We start from the raw sequence: 15516 nt of genomic DNA, 5'->3' as shown, positions 1-15516 counted from the left end.
TTGTGCTATACTTAGTAACGGTAGGGGCAAGAAATGGAATATAAAGTTGGACAAGTTGTAGAAGGAAAAGTAACAGGATTACAGCCATATGGAGCTTTTGTGTCAATTGATAAAAACATAAGTGGTTTAATCCATATTTCCGAAATTTCCGATGGCTTTGTGAAAGATATTCATTCTTATGTAGAAGTTGGTCAGCTTATTAAAGCGAAGATTATTGATTTGGATGAAAAAAATAGTCAAGTGAAATTAAGCTTAAAGGCTCTTCAAAAAAGACGCTTTCACCAACGCCATGTAAGTTTGAGGGACGATAGACCAAGCTTGCCTCTGATGAGAAGGGGGTTTCGTAGCATCGAAATTCAGTTAGATAAATGGATTGAAGAGGCTAAAAAGGAGATGAAATGATGATGAAATTAGACACCGGTCATGCAAATTTAAAAGAAGATATTTTTTCTTATCAAGAAAAAGTAAGTGAATTACATCAAGCCATTATCAACCAAACCGGAGCCGGAAATGACTTCATGGGTTGGGTACACTGGGCTAAAAATTACGATCAAGAAGAACTTTCTCGGATTAAAGAAGTGGCAACGAAGGTAAAGGATAAGGCAGAGGTTTTAGTTGTTTGTGGTATTGGGGGTTCTTATCTGGGTGCTCGGGCAGCGATTGAAATGATTCAAGGCTTGTATTCGGATAATAAGACAGAGCTTATTTTTATTGGCAATACCTTTTCTTCAACGTATATTTCCCAAGTGATGAAGTACATTGAAAATAAATCGGTTGTTTTAAATGTGATTTCAAAGTCGGGAACAACAACCGAAACAGCTCTTTCTTTTCGTTTATTAAAAGAATTCATGGAAAAGAAGTATGGTAAAGAAGAATGTAAAACACGTATTATTGCGACAACCGATAAAGTGCGTGGAACTTTAAAGGCTTTAAGTCATCAAGAAGGATATGAAACTTTTGTGATTCCAGATGATATTGGTGGTCGTTTCTCTGTTATTACACCGGTTGGCTTAGTGCCGATGGCGATTATGGGTATTGATATCGATGAAGTTTATGCGGGTTTAATGAAGGCTTATGAGGAATTAAACACAGCTGATTTGCATCAAAATCCAGCTTATCAATACGCCATTTGTCGTCGTATCTTGCAAAATCAGGGCTACAATGTCGAATTGTTTGTGGCTTATGAACCACAATTAGCAATGTTAGCTGAATGGTGGAAGCAGTTATTAGGTGAAAGTGAGGGAAAGAATGGTCTGGGTATTTTACCGGATTCCGCTAACTTCTCGACCGATTTGCATTCCTTAGGGCAATTTATCCAAGAAGGAAAGAAGATTTTATTTGAAACAATTCTTCATGTGAATCAACCGCAAGAAGAAGTCTTCATTCCAAACGATGCGCAAAACTTAGATGGTATGAATTATTTAAGCGGCAAAGGCGTCGACTGGGTGAATAAGATGGCAGAACAGGGAACATTAGAAGCCCATACGGAAGTGGGTGCTGTTCCTAATCTTGTGATTTCTATGGAAGATATGTCGGCTTATAGCTTTGGTTATTTGTGCTATTTCTTCTTCTTAGCAACGGCTATGACTTGTTATATGATGGATATTAATCCATTTAATCAACCGGGGGTAGAAGTTTATAAGGCGAATATGTTCCGCTTATTAGGTAAGCCGGTGAAATAAGGTAGAAAGTGGGGTATATAGATGAGTGAAAAACATAATAGTCAATATATCCGCATGACCCAAACACCGGTGAACCGCTTAATTGTATCACTGGCGATACCGACGATTATTTCCATGTTGGTAACGAATATTTATAATATGGCAGACACTTACTTTGTTGGTACGATTGGTACTTCAGCCACAGCCGCAACAGGTGTTGTCGTAGCTATTATGGCTATTCTACAGGCCTTCGGTTTTATGTTTGGCCACGGTGCCGGTTCAAATATTTCCCGCTTATTAGGAAGTGAAAATAAGGAAGGAGCTCGTGAATATGGGGCGACTTCCTTTTGGCTTTCTATTTTTGTTGGTGTTTTAAGTGCTGTTTTGGGAGTATTGTTTTTAGATTCAATGTTGCGACTAATGGGTTCTACGGATACCATTCTTCCTTATGCCCGAATTTATGGTTGGTACATCTTGATTGCGGCGCCGGCTTTTACTGCTTCTTGTGTCTGCAATAATATTCTTCGCTATGAAGGAATGGCTTTTTTTGCGATGCTTGGCTTAACCGCAGGTGCTGTTTTAAATATCTTCGGTGATTATCTTTTCGTTCGGATTATGAATAGGGGAATTGCGGGAGCCGGATTAAGTACAACAATTTCACAATATATTTCTTTGTTTATATTGATTCTTCCCTTTGCCCAAGGCAAAACCCAATCAAAATTAAACATTCGTTATTTTAAAGGAAAATATGAATATATTAAAAATATTGTGACTTGTGGTCTACCTTCTTTAGCAAGGCAGGGATTAAACTCAATTTCAACCATGATTTTAAATAGCTCAGCCTCACTGTATGGAGATGCGGCGGTAGCGGCGATTTCAATTGCGACAAGAGTGGTGAACTTCATGTTCTGCATTGCGATTGGTATTGGTCAAGGCCTACAGCCGGTAGCGGCTTTTAACTATGGTGCAAAATATTATTCAAGGGTAAAAGAGGGAATGAAGTTTGCTTTAATGACCGCTTCTTCTTTGATGCTGGTTCTGGCATTGGCTACTTTCTTTAGTGCGGATGTATTAGTACGATTATTCCGTGATGATGCGGAAGTAATGGCGATTGGGAAAGTGGCTTTGCGCTTTCTTTGTGTGAGTTTTGTGTTTATGCCGATAGCCTCTTATGGTTCAATGCTGTTTCAGGCAATTGGTGAAAGTGGGATTGCAACCATTCTTTCGATACTACGTAGTGGCGGCATTTTAATTCCCATGATTCTTTTATTGTCCAATTTGCTTGGTTTAAGGGGCTTAGAAACGGCACAAGCTATTTCGGAAATTGTAAGTGGTTTATTAGCTATTCCATTTATTCTTCGCTCCATTCACCGCTTTCCAAAAGATTTTTATGGCTAAGAAGGAAGTTTATCTTCCTTTTTTTGGTTTTTCATACAAAAGGGGTTACATTTCGTGAAAGAATGAACTAATATGAAAGTAATGGGAGGTTTCAAGATATGAAGAAAGTGAGCAAGACTTTATTATCTGTACTACTTGCGACGTCCATGTTTGGTTGTTCAAAGGGTAGCACTACTTCTTCAAAGATGAAAGCCGGCACGTATACCGTTAGTGAAATGGGTATGAATGATAAGGTTGAAGTCTCGGTAGAAGTAGATGAAACAAGGATTAAGAGTGTTAAAGTAACAAAGCACTCGGAAACACCTGGTATTGGTGGTGAATTGAAAGATAGTAAAGGTCAAGTGATGCGAGCAGGCGGTGTTGCCCCAGTGGAATTGATTCCCCAAGAGATTGTAAAAAATCAAAGCTTAAAAGTGGATAATGTGACAGGGGCAACGATTACTTCAGCGGCGATTGTTCGTGGGGTTGAAAAGGCAATCAAAGATGCCGGCGGAAACCCGGATTCTTTCAAGAAGACAGTAAATTATGAAGCTCGTAAGGATGTTTCCGCTGATGTGGCTGTATTAGGTGGCGGTGGTGCCGGTTTGGCGGCGGCCATCGGTGCCGCTCAAAAAGGTAAAAAAGTTGTTATTATCGAAAAAGCAGGGGCTATTGGTGGCGATACATTAGTCTGTGGAGCAATTTATAATGCTCCCGATCCAGCTATGCAATCCAAGGTAAAGATGAGTGCAACAGTTAAAACAACGATTGAAAAAGCACTTAGTGAAAAACCGGTGAATGAAGCCCATAAGGCATTACAAGCAGAGGTTCAAAAGCAATGGAATACCTATAAATCAAGTGGGCAAAAAGGCTTGTTTGATACGAAAGAATGGTATGCTTTACAAACTTGGATTAATGGTGATAAAGTCGCTAATCTTGAATTGGTGAAAGTATTATGTTACCAATCGTATGGTGGTATGGCTTGGATTCAAAAAATGGGTATGACGTTCAAGGATAGTATTAGTCAAGGTGCAGGTTCTTTATGGCAAAGAACGCACACTTCAACGATGCCTATGGGAACAGGCTTTATGTCTGTTTATGCAAAACAATTGGATAGCTTAAAAGATAAGATTAGCTTCATCAATGAAGCGAAAGCCTCTAAGTTAATTATGAAAGATGGTAAGGCTGTTGGGGCTGTGGTTGTGGATAATCATACAAAGAAGGAATTCAAAGTCGAAGCGAAAGACGGTGTTGTTTTAGCAACAGGCGGTTTTGCGGCGAATGCGAAGATGGTTCAGGAATATAACAAGTCCGGTAAATGGCAAGATTTAAGCAAGACAGCATCAACCAATCGTTTCTCTTCTTCTCAGGGTGATGGTATTGTGATGGCGAAAGAGGCCGGTGCTTCTTTGACCGATATGGAACAAATCCAACTCTTGTACTTAGGAAATACAAAAGATGGACAATTAACGAAATATCCGGCTCGTGCAGCTTCGGGAACAGACCAAATTCTTTTCGTGAATAAAGAAGGTAAGAGATTTGTTCGTGAAGATGGTCGTCGTGATGAAATTTGTTTGAATGTTTTGAAACAAAAAGATGCTATGTTCTATATTGTGGAATCAGCAGATGGACCCGGTTATAAAGATATTAAAGATCCAAATTGGCGTTCAGCCGATGGCTTTACTTTCAAGTATCTGGAAGAAAATGGTTATGTTGTATCCGCGGATACTTTAGAAGAATTGGCTAAGAAGTTAAAGATGGATCCGGCTGCCTTAAAGGCTAGTGTGGATCAATTCAACGCTTCTGTGGATTCTGGAAAAGATGAGTTTGGTCGAACACTTTATACAACAAAACTAACTAAGGGACCATGGGTTGCGACTTCCAGGCAAGCTTGTATCCATCATACAATGGGTGGTATCACAATTGATACAAAGGGTCGTGTATTGAATGAAGCGAAGAAGCCGATTGCGAATTTATACGCGGCCGGTGAAGTAACCGGCGGTATTCATGGTGGAAACCGCTTAGGCGGTAACGCTGTTGTGGATACAGTTGTCTTTGGTAAGCTTGTATCGGATACCTTAGTGGCTGATCATAAGTAAGAAGAAAAAAGATGCTTGAGTAGGGAACGGTTCTCTACGAGAGCATCTTTTTTATTGGTTGAAAGTTAATTGGTCTTTTAATCCATCGGTATAAGAAATCGCGTATTGGTCTACCATGGTGTAATTCTTATCTTGAACTTTATCGGGGTTCATAACCCAAACTGCATTTATTTCTTGTCCGCTTTCTTGTTTGATTTTTTCAATTAGTTTCTTTCCATCTTCAATGCTTAGAGTAAATAAGCTTGTACTCATTGCATCAGCCAAACCGGAGTCAGCTGTTAATACGGTTACAGAACGATATTTATTGGCCGGGAATAAGGTTTTTGGATCGATGATATGGGAATAAGTTTTACCATCGCTTGCTATGTAATAACGTTCATAATCTCCCGATGTCACAAAGGAGAAATTACCTTGTTTCTTATAAGCTAATAAACCACCCGGTAGTTTACCTTCCGGATCGGTGATACCAATGGACCAAGCTTCGTTATTTGGTTTTGAACCAATGGTACGAATGTTTCTACCAACATTCACATAACCGGAGTGGACACCACGCTTTTCCAATTCTTTCGCTACCAGTTCACTCGCATAACCCTTCGCAATACCACCAACATCCAAACTAACTTTTGGATCCGTGATAAAGACCGTTTTCTTTTCTTCATCAATTTGGATTTTATCCCAACCACGATGGGACTTCGTTGCTTCTAATTCAGCTTTACTTGGCAGATTGCCCCTTTTCTTTTTCTGATTAAGAGCCATTCCTTCTTCTCGGTATTGATGCCAAAGTTTTAAAGTAGCCCCCATGGTAACATCAAATTCACCCTTGGATAAGTCGTACATCTTCTTCGCTTCTTTTAATAAATCAATGATTTCTTGTTCAACTTGAACCGGTTTTTTACCAGCTTGGTCATTGATGGTTTTTAGATTATGGATACCACTATAGCTACGATAAATATCGAAGAGTTCATTGTAATGTTTTAGAAGCTTGCTGCTTTCAATGAAATTTTTCTTAGCCTCTGCTTCCGTTTTCTTGGTATTTTCAAGATAAGCATACGAGGTATCAAAACCGGAGTCATAGCTGACATTTTTGTAGCTTGTGATTTTTGTTTCGGAACAAGCACTGAACAGGGTGACACTTAAGAGGGCGATAAGCATTTTTTTAGAAATTTTTTTCATACGCAATCAGTGTATCATATTTTGAAAGACAACATTCAAAAAGTTGAAATGTGGTATAATGTTATGCGTATTCGGGGAAAGGACTGAGATATTATGTCGATTTTTAAAGGGCCTATGAAAAGACATTTGGATGGCCATAAAGATTTAACGACATCTGTAGATGTTAATCACTCGATTGACCCTAATGATGTATGGGTGCCGATCGCCAGTGGTCCATCAGACATGACTGTTTGTGTTGAAATTGGATCGGAAGTAAAAATTGGTACAAAGTTGGCGGAAAGAAATAATCATTTCTACCTGCCGGTATTCTCACCGGTGTCTGGTACAGTGACAGAAGAAAAGAAAATGTTAGCAGGGGATGGTCGTCTGCACAATCATTTGCATATTGTGAACAACCATAAAAATGAATCTGCCCAAGCATTCCAGCCTCTTGATTACACGAAAGCAAGCCGTGAGGAATTACTGGACTTCGTTAAAAATGCGGGAGTTTTGGGTCTTGGTGGTGCCGGCTTTCCAACGTATGTGAAATACACTAAAGTGGATGGCATTGAAATGTTAGTGATTAATGCAGTTGAATGTGAACCTTTCTTAACAGCTGACTACAAAGCTATGGAAGAAAATATGGATGATTTAAAGTTAGGTGTTTTAGCCCTTGGTAAATTATCTAAAGCGGCTAAGGTGGTACTTGCAATTAAAGAAAATAAGAAAGCCATGATTGCTAAACTGAAAGAGACATTTGCCGGAACAAATGTTGAAATCAAGGCCGTTCCGGACGTGTATCCAATGGGTTATGAAAGAACATTAGCTTATCAACTAACAAAGAAGAATTATGATCGTTTACCAAGTGAAATTGGTTTAATCATCAATAATGCGAATACTGCCATTGCTTTAGGGAAAGCCTTAGTAACGGGTATGCCTATTACCCATAAGTATGTGACGGTTTCCGGGGATGCCGTTAAAAATCCACAAACTATGTATGCACCGGTGGGAACAACTTCAGGTGAATTATTAAAAGTGGCTGGTGGTGTGAAAGATGGCATTGAAGATGTTTTATTGATTAATGGTGGACCGATGATGGGTCGTGTTGTACCGAATGATCAATGGACTATTTCACAAAGTACCAATGGTGTAACGGTTATGAAACATGTCAAAGTCGATGCTGTTAACTGTTTGAGATGTGGTGCTTGTGTGGATCATTGTCCAATGGGTTTAGAACCGGTTCGTATTGCTGATGAACATAAAGTAGTGGATTATGCTCACCTAGTGAAGCTAAGAGCGATGGATTGTATTGAATGTGGATTATGCACCTATGTTTGTCCTTCTAAGATTGATGTAACGGAAAAGATGCGTCGTGCGAAGACTTTTGTTGGAGCTAAGATGAAGGCTGCTCAAACGGCTAAGGGAGGTAAATAGATTATGAAGTTCTCATTTCATTCAGCTCCTAACTATCGAGCAAAGCGTTCAATTGATGGCATTATGATGGATGTCAGTCTTGGCTTATTTGTTGTTCTTATCTATGCGATGGTTTGGTATGGTCTTAATAGTGGTTGGAATTATAGCTTACGAATTGGTTTCATGACCATCACTACTTGTGTGAGTGCCTTTTTAACGGAAGCAGTTTATTTCAAAGTGATGAAGAAGGATGTTTGCTTGTCTTTGAAACATTCTTATGTTTGGATTACAGCTTTGATTATTGCCTTAATCACGCGTATCAATGTGAGCTGTTACGCATTGATTATTGCGACTGTTATTGCGGTTTTATTTGGTAAGCTAATCTTTGGCGGTTTTGGCCAAAATATTTTTAATCCCGCAGCTTTTGCGGAAGCCATTATCATGAATTCTTTTGGGGCAAGTGTAGCGACGGATTTCACAACGGGGGCAACACCAATGTCTACCATGGCTAGTCATGGTTGGGTCATTAGTGGTTCTGCATTGGATTCGGTACTAAATCAATTCAATGGCTTAACCGGTTTATTATTAGGAAATTATTACAGTACAATCGGTGCTAGTTTTGCTCTATGTATTTTGTTGGTTGGTGCCTATTTGATTTACCGTAAAGCTATTGATTGGCGTTTGACTTGTACTTATTTAGCAGCGGTTTTTGGGATGAGTTTTATCACCGGTTTATTTCATGGCAATGCACTTGAATTTGCGATTGTAAATGTCTTAGGTGGTGGTGTTGTGTTTGGGGCTGTGTTTATGTTGACAGATCCTGTGACTTCACCAGTTAGTCCGGCCGGTAAGTATGTGTTCGCCTTTGGGGCTGCAGCTTTGACTTTATTGATTCGTTGGAAAGCCAATTTACCAGATGGTGCTTTGTTCTCAATTTTATTGATGAATATGTTAACACCTGCGATTGATAAGATGGTGGATGGTAGTCAAGTAAAGGATTTCAAGCGTATTTGGCGTAATACAGCGATTGTGCTTTGTGTTTGTTTGGTGGTTCCGGTTTTAGTGGGAGCTAATTTACAAGCGAAGGAAGTAAAAGCTGAGCAAGCAAAGACTTCGGAAAAGCCAAAAGTCAAAGCTTTAAAGGATAGTGATTTCAGTAGTAATGAAGCGAAGTGTACAAAGAAGAGTAAAGGAGTGTATGCTTGTGAAGCCAAAGGCTTTGAAGGTGTTTCAAAAGCAACAATCACGCTTGAAGGAAATAAAGTAAAGAATGTTGTTGTGGATTCCTTCGGGGATACAGAAGGGGTTGGCGATAAGGCAACGGAAGCAACAGAGCTAAAGAAATATGAAGCGGTGACAATGGATTCAACGATTGATGCCACAAGTGGAGCGACCCTTACCTCCAATGCGTTAAAGGCAATGGTTTATAAAGCTTTACAAGAGGCAAGTAAATAGGAGGGATTATGAAGAAAAAAGAGTTTTCAAGTGTTTATAAGACAGTCCTATTAGTAGCCTTGTGTGCTATATGTGGCTTTGTGTTATCACTTATCAATGCGCTAACTGCACCAAAGATTGCGGAAAATGCGATTGCGTCGGTTAAGTCTACTTTAGAAAAAATTTGGTCAGGTGCTACGTTTTCAGATGTGAGTTCGCAATATTTGGCTAAGGATAAAACGGGTTTAATCACAGGTGTTTATGAAGCAAAAGATAAAGGTTTAGCCTTCACTTTAAAAGTAAAAGGCTATAATGCGGATGGTTTTACTTTTATTGTTGGCTTTAATAACGATGGGACGGTTGCCGGGTATAGTGCTATTGAAGAAAATGAAACCAAAGGTAAGGGTTCAAAGGCTTTTGATTCAGACTATGTTGAAAAGATGAAGAAATTAACTTCTAAGGATTCAGTGGAATTAATTTCCGGAGCAACGGTAACGACGGCAGGTGTTAGTGATGGATTTAACGCAGCCAAGGCAGTCTTTAATGAAGCTAAGGGCATTCGTTATGATCCAAATGCGAAGCCGAAGGAAGCTGAAAAGCCAAAAGTCAAAGCTTTAAAGGATAGTGATTTCAGTAGTAATGAAGCGAAGTGTACAAAGAAGAGTAAAGGAGTGTATGCTTGTGAAGCCAAAGGCTTTGAAGGTGTTTCAAAAGCAACAATCACGCTTGAAGGAAATAAAGTAAAGAATGTTGTTGTGGATTCCTTCGGGGATACAGAAGGGGTTGGCGATAAGGCAACGGAAGCAACAGAGCTAAAGAAATATGAAGCGGCGACAATGGATTCAACGATTGATGCCACAAGTGGAGCGACCCTTAGCTCCAATGCGTTAAAGGCAATGGTTTATAAAGCTTTACAAGAGGCAAGTAAATAGGAGGGATTATGAGTGAAAAACAAGTTAAAAAACAAGGATTCTTCGGTCGTTTAATTAGCGATAACCCTGTATTTAGCATGTATCTTGGCTTGTGTTCAGTATTAGCGATTTCCACGAGTTTGAATAATGCGCTTGGTATGGGTATTGGTGTTATCTTTGTGTTAGTGTTATCCAATATGTTGGTATCATTGGTTCGTAATATTACTCCCGATGATATTCATATTCCTGTCTACATCACGATTATTGCGACTTTAGTAACGGTGTTATCGATGTTGATGCACGCATTTACACCAACTTTATTTACAGCTTTAGGGGCTTTCTTAGACTTAATTACAGTAAACTGTATTATTTTAGGTCGTGCCGAAGCCTTTGCTTGTAAGAATAATGTCGTTGATTCTATTAAAGATGGTTTCCAAATGGGCTTGGCTTATACAGGTGCTTTATTGTGTATGGCTTTCATTCGCCAAATTGTTGGAACGGGTGCTTTATCGTTAAGCAATCCATTTAATGACCGGTTGATTTTTAATCTTCAATTGATTCCGACCGGATTTGAGATTCCATTATTTACGGAACAGTTTGGGGCATTTATCACCTTTGCTTGTCTAGCGGCATTAGTTGCCAACTATAAAAATAAGTTAACTCTACAAGAAAAGAGAGGTAAATAAATATGGACTTATTTACTTTATTGATTAGTGGTTTATTTATCAACAATATCATCCTAACGAAATTCTTGGGTATGTGTCCTTTTATGGGTGTTTCAACTAAGATGGAATCGGCTTTAGGAATGGGTGTTGCGGTTATCTTCGTTATTTTTGGATCATCCATTATTTCTTGGACGATTTATCATTATGTATTAGTTCCACTTCATATTGAATACATGGAATTGATTACTTTTATCTTATTAATCGCCGCCTTTGTTCAATTTGTGGAATTGTTTATTAAGAAGAGTGCACCATCTTTGTATAAGAGCTTAGGTATCTATCTTCCTTTGATTACAACGAACTGTGCCGTTTTATATGTGGCGCAAAATAACATTAGCCAAGCATATGATTTAGTGCATACCATGGTCAATTCGATTGCGATTCCATCCGGCTTTGCGTTGATGTTACTGATTTTCTCAACTATTCGTACCCGTCTTCAACAAAATGATGTACCAAAGGCATTCCAAGGCAATCCAATCGCCATGATTTGTGCAGCTATTATGGCAGTTGCGTTCTCGGCTTTGGCAGGTTTAGTTTAATGCCGGCAGGAATGATTACCGCTTCAATCGCAGTTGGATTAGTGGCTTTGAATGTTTGGCTATTAAGGGCTAATCGTAAAACACCCGTTCCAAAGGATTGTGAAAATATGAAGCCGGATTGTGAAGCTTGTGGTTTGTTGGATTGTGAAATACGAAATTTATACAAAGAGAATAAGGTAGAGGAAGGTAAGTAATATGGAATTTGTTTATCCAACGGTTTCGATGATTGTTTTAGGAGCTTTAATAGGAGTCATCTTATCTTTTGCTTCAAAGAAGTTTGCGGTTGAAGTGGATACACGGGTAGAGGATGTTCGGGCTCTTCTTCCAGGTTTAAATTGTGGAGCATGTGGAACGCCCGGTTGTGATGCGATGGCACAAATGTTGGTGAATGGAGAAATTGATGTAAGTCGTTGTCGTCCATCTAATCCAACTCAAAAGGAAGCGATTAAGCAATATTTAGCAGAAAATAAGTAGAAATCAGAAGTGGCTATAGCCACTTTTTATATCTGGGGAAATATATTAAGGAAAGTAAGCAACGATTGCCTTCAATGGGCTATCCGAGTTTTATACAGGCAATAATAAAAAGCCTGAATCCCATCATCTATTAGTTGAAAATGAACTGCTTTGTTAGAGATACGATTTTACTTACACGTAGACTGTAATTTTGATAGAATAATACAGTTCTATAGAGGAGGATAAGAAATGAAGAACGGTTTTAAACGTGTGCTTACAACCTTTCTGGTTGCGACACTTCTTGTGGCTTGCACTAGTAAAAAAGCATCTGTAAGCCTAAAAGCAGGTACTTACTCAGCATCTGCCAAGGGCAAGAATGGAAATGTTACGGTGGAAGTTGAATTTGATACATCATCCATTAAATCCGTTAAGGTAAAACAGCAACAAGAAACTCCGGATATCGCTGCCGGAGCATTAAAGAAAATTCCGGAAGAAATTGTTAAGAAACAATCAGTAGAGGTGGATACTGTTTCTGGTGCTACTATAACAAGCAATGCGATTATTAATGCGGTTAAGGATACTGTAAAACAAGCTGGCGGTTCTGATGATACATTTACCGGAAAGCAATCAGCCACGAAGAAAGAAACGCAAAAATACGAAGCGGATATTGTTATTGTTGGAGCAGGTGCGGCCGGCTTATCGGCCGCTTTGCGTGCAACGCAAGCAGGGGTGAAAGTATTGGTGGTAGAAAAGGCATCATCTATTGGCTTTAGTAATGGAGCAATTGCCGGTGGTCCTGCAACGGCTTCTAATAAAGTACAAGCTGCTGAAAAGCAAGAAGTTTCCGTGGAAACATTATTTAAGAAACAATATGCTTGGTCTAGGGGAACAGTCAACGCTTTATTGTTGAAGAAAGTCGTTGAAGAAGGTGGACCACTGATTGATGATATGGTGAAGATGGGTTTGAAGGCTACACTTCGTCCGGATAACTACGGTGCCGGTTTCCGTGCTCGCTTGAAGTTAGAAGAAAAGGGAGAAGGTCGTTTTAAGTTCATTCAAAACTATGTTGAAAAACAAGGTGGAAAATTCTTATTTAATACAACTGGAGAGCATGTTGTACTAAATGATAAGGGTATTGTGACCGGTATTAAGGGAAAAACATCCACTGGAGCACCGGTTGAAGTGAAAGCTAAAGCGGTTTTATTGTCGACTGGTGGATACCTTGGTAATAAAAAGCTTTTAGCAGAGAAATTTGGTCATGTTGGTGTTGTTCCATTGGGTAGTACATTAAGTACCGGCGATGGTCTTGCTATGGCAAAAGAAGCCGGTGGGGTTGAGGAAAAGAATTCTTTCTCTCTTATCTTCAATGAATTTGCCGGTGAAAATGAAAAGAGTGAAGGCTGGCGAAAGAATGATAATCTTAAATACGCTATCTATGGCGGTTTATTAGTAAATGGTAATGGTGATCGTTTCATGAATGAAGAAATTATGGCAACGAAACCATTGGCCGGTGGAGAAGAAACACTTCGCCAAGGTTATTTCTACTCCATTATTGACCAAGATTACTTAAATGGTATGAGTTCTGTTGGTGTTTATGAATATTTAGGTAAACCGGAAGGCTGGTATGTTGGTAAAATGACCCAAAAAGGCAAGGTTTTAAAAGCGAAAGGTGAACAGTTAGATAAGGCAATCAAACAAGGCTGGGCATTCAAAGCGGACACAATTGAAGAACTGGCAAAGAAGGTTAATATGCCTAATCTTACAAAGACAGTAAACACTTATAACAAGATGGCTACTAATAAGAAAGATACCATGTTCTATAAGAGTTCTTACTTTATGACGCCCATTTCAAAAGGTCCATTCTATGCCTTTCAATATCAATCTAGTGCATGGGGAACCCTTGGTGGTGTAAAGGTGGATGATCAACTTCGTGTTATCAAGGCTGATTTCAAAGCTATTCCAGGATTATACGCAGCTGGTGTTGATGCAGGCAGTGCATTCACAACGCCATACTATGATAATGAAGGAGCCGCATTTGGTACGTCCTTATCTTCAGGTGGATTAGCTGGAAAAGAAATGGCAAAATACGTAAAAAAAGTAAAATAGTTTTATCGAAAAGGTCTGTCGAAGTGATGTGACCCCCAAAAGTTAGACTTTTTTAGCGTAGCAGTTTGTATGGCCGCTCCGCTATTTTTATGCAGCCAAGAGTCTAAGCCTGTATTGCACCGGACTTAGCCATCCCGGTTTTTCTTTTCTTCTTTCATTTTTTCTCTTTCTTCTTGCAAAATAAATTTATTTTTTAAAAATTTTCAAATGAAAAAGTGGAATGACTCCACTTTGTTTTTCAACTAGAACAAGTCACTATGTGTTCCTGTTCGTGTTAAGTACAAAATCAACTCACCATCGAAAATTTCATAAATTAAAAGCCAATCCGGAGCAATATGATACTCCCTATACTCTTTGAAATTTCCGGTTAAAGTATGGTCTTTATTCTTTTCCGGCAATGGCTTTCCAGTTGCCGGAAGGTTTAGAATATCAGTCAATAAAGATAAATCATACCCTCTCTTCTTCATCCGCTTTAGGTCTGTTTTCTTGTTTGTTAGAATAATGCACTTGAAAAAATAGCTTTGCAAGATAAATAATAAATACAAAGGAGGAATGGATATGAAAACAGCTATTTTTTTAGCCAATGGCTTTGAAACATGTGAAGCCTTAATTACCGTTGATTTATTAAGAAGAGCCGGTATGTGTATTGATATGGTATCCATGAATGAGAATTTAAAGGTTGAAAGTTCGCATAAAGTAGCGGTTCAAGCCAATGTTTTATTTAAAGAAACAAAGATAGAGGAATACGATATTCTAATTCTGCCTGGTGGAAAGCTGGGGACTATGAATTTGGAAGCCAATGAAGAATTAAAAAAGGCGATTCAAAAACACTTTGAACAAGGAAGATTCATTTGCGCCATTTGTGCGGCACCTTCTATTTTAGGCCATCTGGGTTTATTAAAAGGCAAGAAGTATACTTGCTATCCAGGCTTTGAGGAAGAACGTTTTGCTGGTGAGTACCAACAAAGTTTAATTGCTCAAGATGGCAATATAATCACCGGAAGAGGAATGGGAGCTACCATTGATTTTGCTTTAGCGATTATTGAAAGATGTGTTGGTTTAGATGCACGTAAACAAGTTGAAAAAGGAATTCAATATGAACACTCCTTTTTAGAACAATAACCTCAGAGATGAGGTTATTATTGACTATAGTCCGAAATCAGACTAATATGGACGTGTACAATAGGGGAAGATATGGATAAAAAGATACAAGAACAACTGTCTATCATGAATCATAGTATTAAGGAGATCATGGGGATTTATCGAAGCGCTGTTTCCCAAACCGGTATATCCGAAAATGAATTTTGGGTATGGTATACCTTAATTACTTCTGATGAAGCAGTTCGCCAACAAGAGCTTGTGTCGATGTGGTCTTTATCCAAACAAACCATTCACTCGATTGTCAATCGAATGGTATCGAAAGGGCAAATCAGTTTAGAAGTAGACATTAAAAATAAGCAGAAAAAAGTTATTCGACTAACCGAAGAAGGAAAAAAGTTCGGTGAATCCATTGTTCGACCGGTACTGAAGGCAGAAAGACGATCCTTTGCGAAGGTGGATGAAAAAGATCGTTTAGCAGCCATTCATTTTTTACAAACTTATATTCAAATTGTACAAAAAGAGATTGGTCTTAAAGAAGACTAGAAAGG

16 protein-coding genes are annotated in these 15516 nt (G+C 38.9%); 14 read left to right on the top strand and 2 right to left on the bottom strand.

Annotation, left to right across the window (positions count from 1 at the left end):
- Nucleotides 1-33: 33 nt before the first annotated feature.
- The 4 genes from JOS54_RS05495 to JOS54_RS05480 all read left to right on the top strand — a co-directional run bounded on the left by JOS54_RS05495 (nucleotide 34) and on the right by JOS54_RS05480 (nucleotide 5137).
- Nucleotides 34-402 (top strand): CvfD/Ygs/GSP13 family RNA-binding post-transcriptional regulator, encoded by a 369-nt coding sequence (locus JOS54_RS05495; protein ID WP_203244619.1) that lies wholly within the window; start codon nucleotides 34-36, stop codon nucleotides 400-402.
- A complete protein-coding gene (locus JOS54_RS05490; protein WP_203245788.1) occupies nucleotides 402-1682 on the top strand; it encodes a glucose-6-phosphate isomerase in 1281 nt (426 codons plus the stop codon). The genes JOS54_RS05495 and JOS54_RS05490 overlap by 1 nt, the downstream gene beginning before the upstream one ends.
- Before the next feature lie 21 nt (nucleotides 1683-1703).
- On the top strand, nucleotides 1704-3059 hold the full coding sequence (locus tag JOS54_RS05485; RefSeq protein WP_203244618.1) for an MATE family efflux transporter: 1356 nt from the start codon (nucleotides 1704-1706) through the stop codon (nucleotides 3057-3059).
- A gap of 98 nt (nucleotides 3060-3157) precedes the next feature.
- The gene (locus JOS54_RS05480; protein ID WP_203244617.1) at nucleotides 3158-5137 is read left to right on the top strand and encodes an FAD-dependent oxidoreductase; all 1980 of its coding nucleotides are present in this window, start codon (nucleotides 3158-3160) and stop codon (nucleotides 5135-5137) included.
- Between the two features lie 51 nt (nucleotides 5138-5188).
- On the opposite strand, the gene JOS54_RS05475 is transcribed toward JOS54_RS05480, so the two are convergent.
- Nucleotides 5189-6310, bottom strand: coding sequence for an FAD:protein FMN transferase (locus tag JOS54_RS05475; RefSeq protein WP_203244616.1), 1122 nt, complete (start codon nucleotides 6308-6310; stop codon nucleotides 5189-5191).
- Between the two features lie 114 nt (nucleotides 6311-6424).
- Here JOS54_RS05475 and JOS54_RS05470 point away from each other — a divergent pair, with 114 nt between their 5' ends.
- The 8 genes from JOS54_RS05470 to JOS54_RS05435 all read left to right on the top strand — a co-directional run bounded on the left by JOS54_RS05470 (nucleotide 6425) and on the right by JOS54_RS05435 (nucleotide 13867).
- Nucleotides 6425-7723, top strand: coding sequence for an RnfABCDGE type electron transport complex subunit C (locus tag JOS54_RS05470; protein WP_238928331.1), 1299 nt, complete (start codon nucleotides 6425-6427; stop codon nucleotides 7721-7723).
- Between the two features lie 3 nt (nucleotides 7724-7726).
- On the top strand, nucleotides 7727-9157 hold the full coding sequence (locus tag JOS54_RS05465) for an RnfABCDGE type electron transport complex subunit D (RefSeq protein WP_203244614.1): 1431 nt from the start codon (nucleotides 7727-7729) through the stop codon (nucleotides 9155-9157).
- An 8-nt stretch (nucleotides 9158-9165) separates the two neighbouring features.
- A complete protein-coding gene (locus JOS54_RS05460) occupies nucleotides 9166-10068 on the top strand; it encodes an FMN-binding protein (protein ID WP_203244613.1) in 903 nt (300 codons plus the stop codon).
- A gap of 8 nt (nucleotides 10069-10076) precedes the next feature.
- Complete coding sequence (gene rsxE, locus JOS54_RS05455) at nucleotides 10077-10733, top strand: electron transport complex subunit RsxE (RefSeq protein ID WP_203244612.1); 657 nt, start codon at nucleotides 10077-10079, stop codon at nucleotides 10731-10733.
- 2 nt (nucleotides 10734-10735) lie between these two features.
- The gene (locus tag JOS54_RS05450; protein ID WP_203244611.1) at nucleotides 10736-11308 is read left to right on the top strand and encodes an electron transport complex protein RnfA; all 573 of its coding nucleotides are present in this window, start codon (nucleotides 10736-10738) and stop codon (nucleotides 11306-11308) included.
- On the top strand, nucleotides 11308-11502 hold the full coding sequence (locus JOS54_RS05445) for a hypothetical protein (RefSeq protein WP_203244610.1): 195 nt from the start codon (nucleotides 11308-11310) through the stop codon (nucleotides 11500-11502). The genes JOS54_RS05450 and JOS54_RS05445 overlap by 1 nt, the downstream gene beginning before the upstream one ends.
- 1 nt (nucleotide 11503) lies before the next feature.
- Nucleotides 11504-11782 (top strand): (Fe-S)-binding protein, encoded by a 279-nt coding sequence (locus tag JOS54_RS05440; RefSeq protein WP_203244609.1) that lies wholly within the window; start codon nucleotides 11504-11506, stop codon nucleotides 11780-11782.
- Nucleotides 11783-12010: 228 nt separating this feature from the next.
- Nucleotides 12011-13867, top strand: coding sequence for an FAD-dependent oxidoreductase (locus JOS54_RS05435; protein ID WP_203244608.1), 1857 nt, complete (start codon nucleotides 12011-12013; stop codon nucleotides 13865-13867).
- Nucleotides 13868-14109: 242 nt separating this feature from the next.
- On the opposite strand, the gene JOS54_RS07890 is transcribed toward JOS54_RS05435, so the two are convergent.
- Nucleotides 14110-14394, bottom strand: a complete 285-nt coding sequence (locus JOS54_RS07890; protein WP_255557536.1) for a type II toxin-antitoxin system YafQ family toxin — start codon at nucleotides 14392-14394, stop codon at nucleotides 14110-14112.
- 31 nt (nucleotides 14395-14425) lie between these two features.
- Between JOS54_RS07890 and JOS54_RS05425 the strand changes: the two genes are divergently transcribed.
- Both JOS54_RS05425 and JOS54_RS05420 read left to right on the top strand, forming a co-directional pair.
- The gene (locus JOS54_RS05425; RefSeq protein WP_203244606.1) at nucleotides 14426-14989 is read left to right on the top strand and encodes a DJ-1 family glyoxalase III; all 564 of its coding nucleotides are present in this window, start codon (nucleotides 14426-14428) and stop codon (nucleotides 14987-14989) included.
- Nucleotides 14990-15061: 72 nt separating this feature from the next.
- Complete coding sequence (locus tag JOS54_RS05420; RefSeq protein WP_203244605.1) at nucleotides 15062-15511, top strand: MarR family winged helix-turn-helix transcriptional regulator; 450 nt, start codon at nucleotides 15062-15064, stop codon at nucleotides 15509-15511.
- Nucleotides 15512-15516 lie beyond the last annotated feature (5 nt).

Source organism: Bulleidia sp. zg-1006, from assembly GCF_016812035.1.
In the GTDB taxonomy this organism is placed as follows: Bacteria; Bacillota_I; Bacilli_A; order Erysipelotrichales; family Erysipelotrichaceae; genus Bulleidia.
The sequence above is the reverse complement of the archived record's forward strand: the minus strand, read 5'-3'. Positions and strand labels throughout refer to the sequence as shown.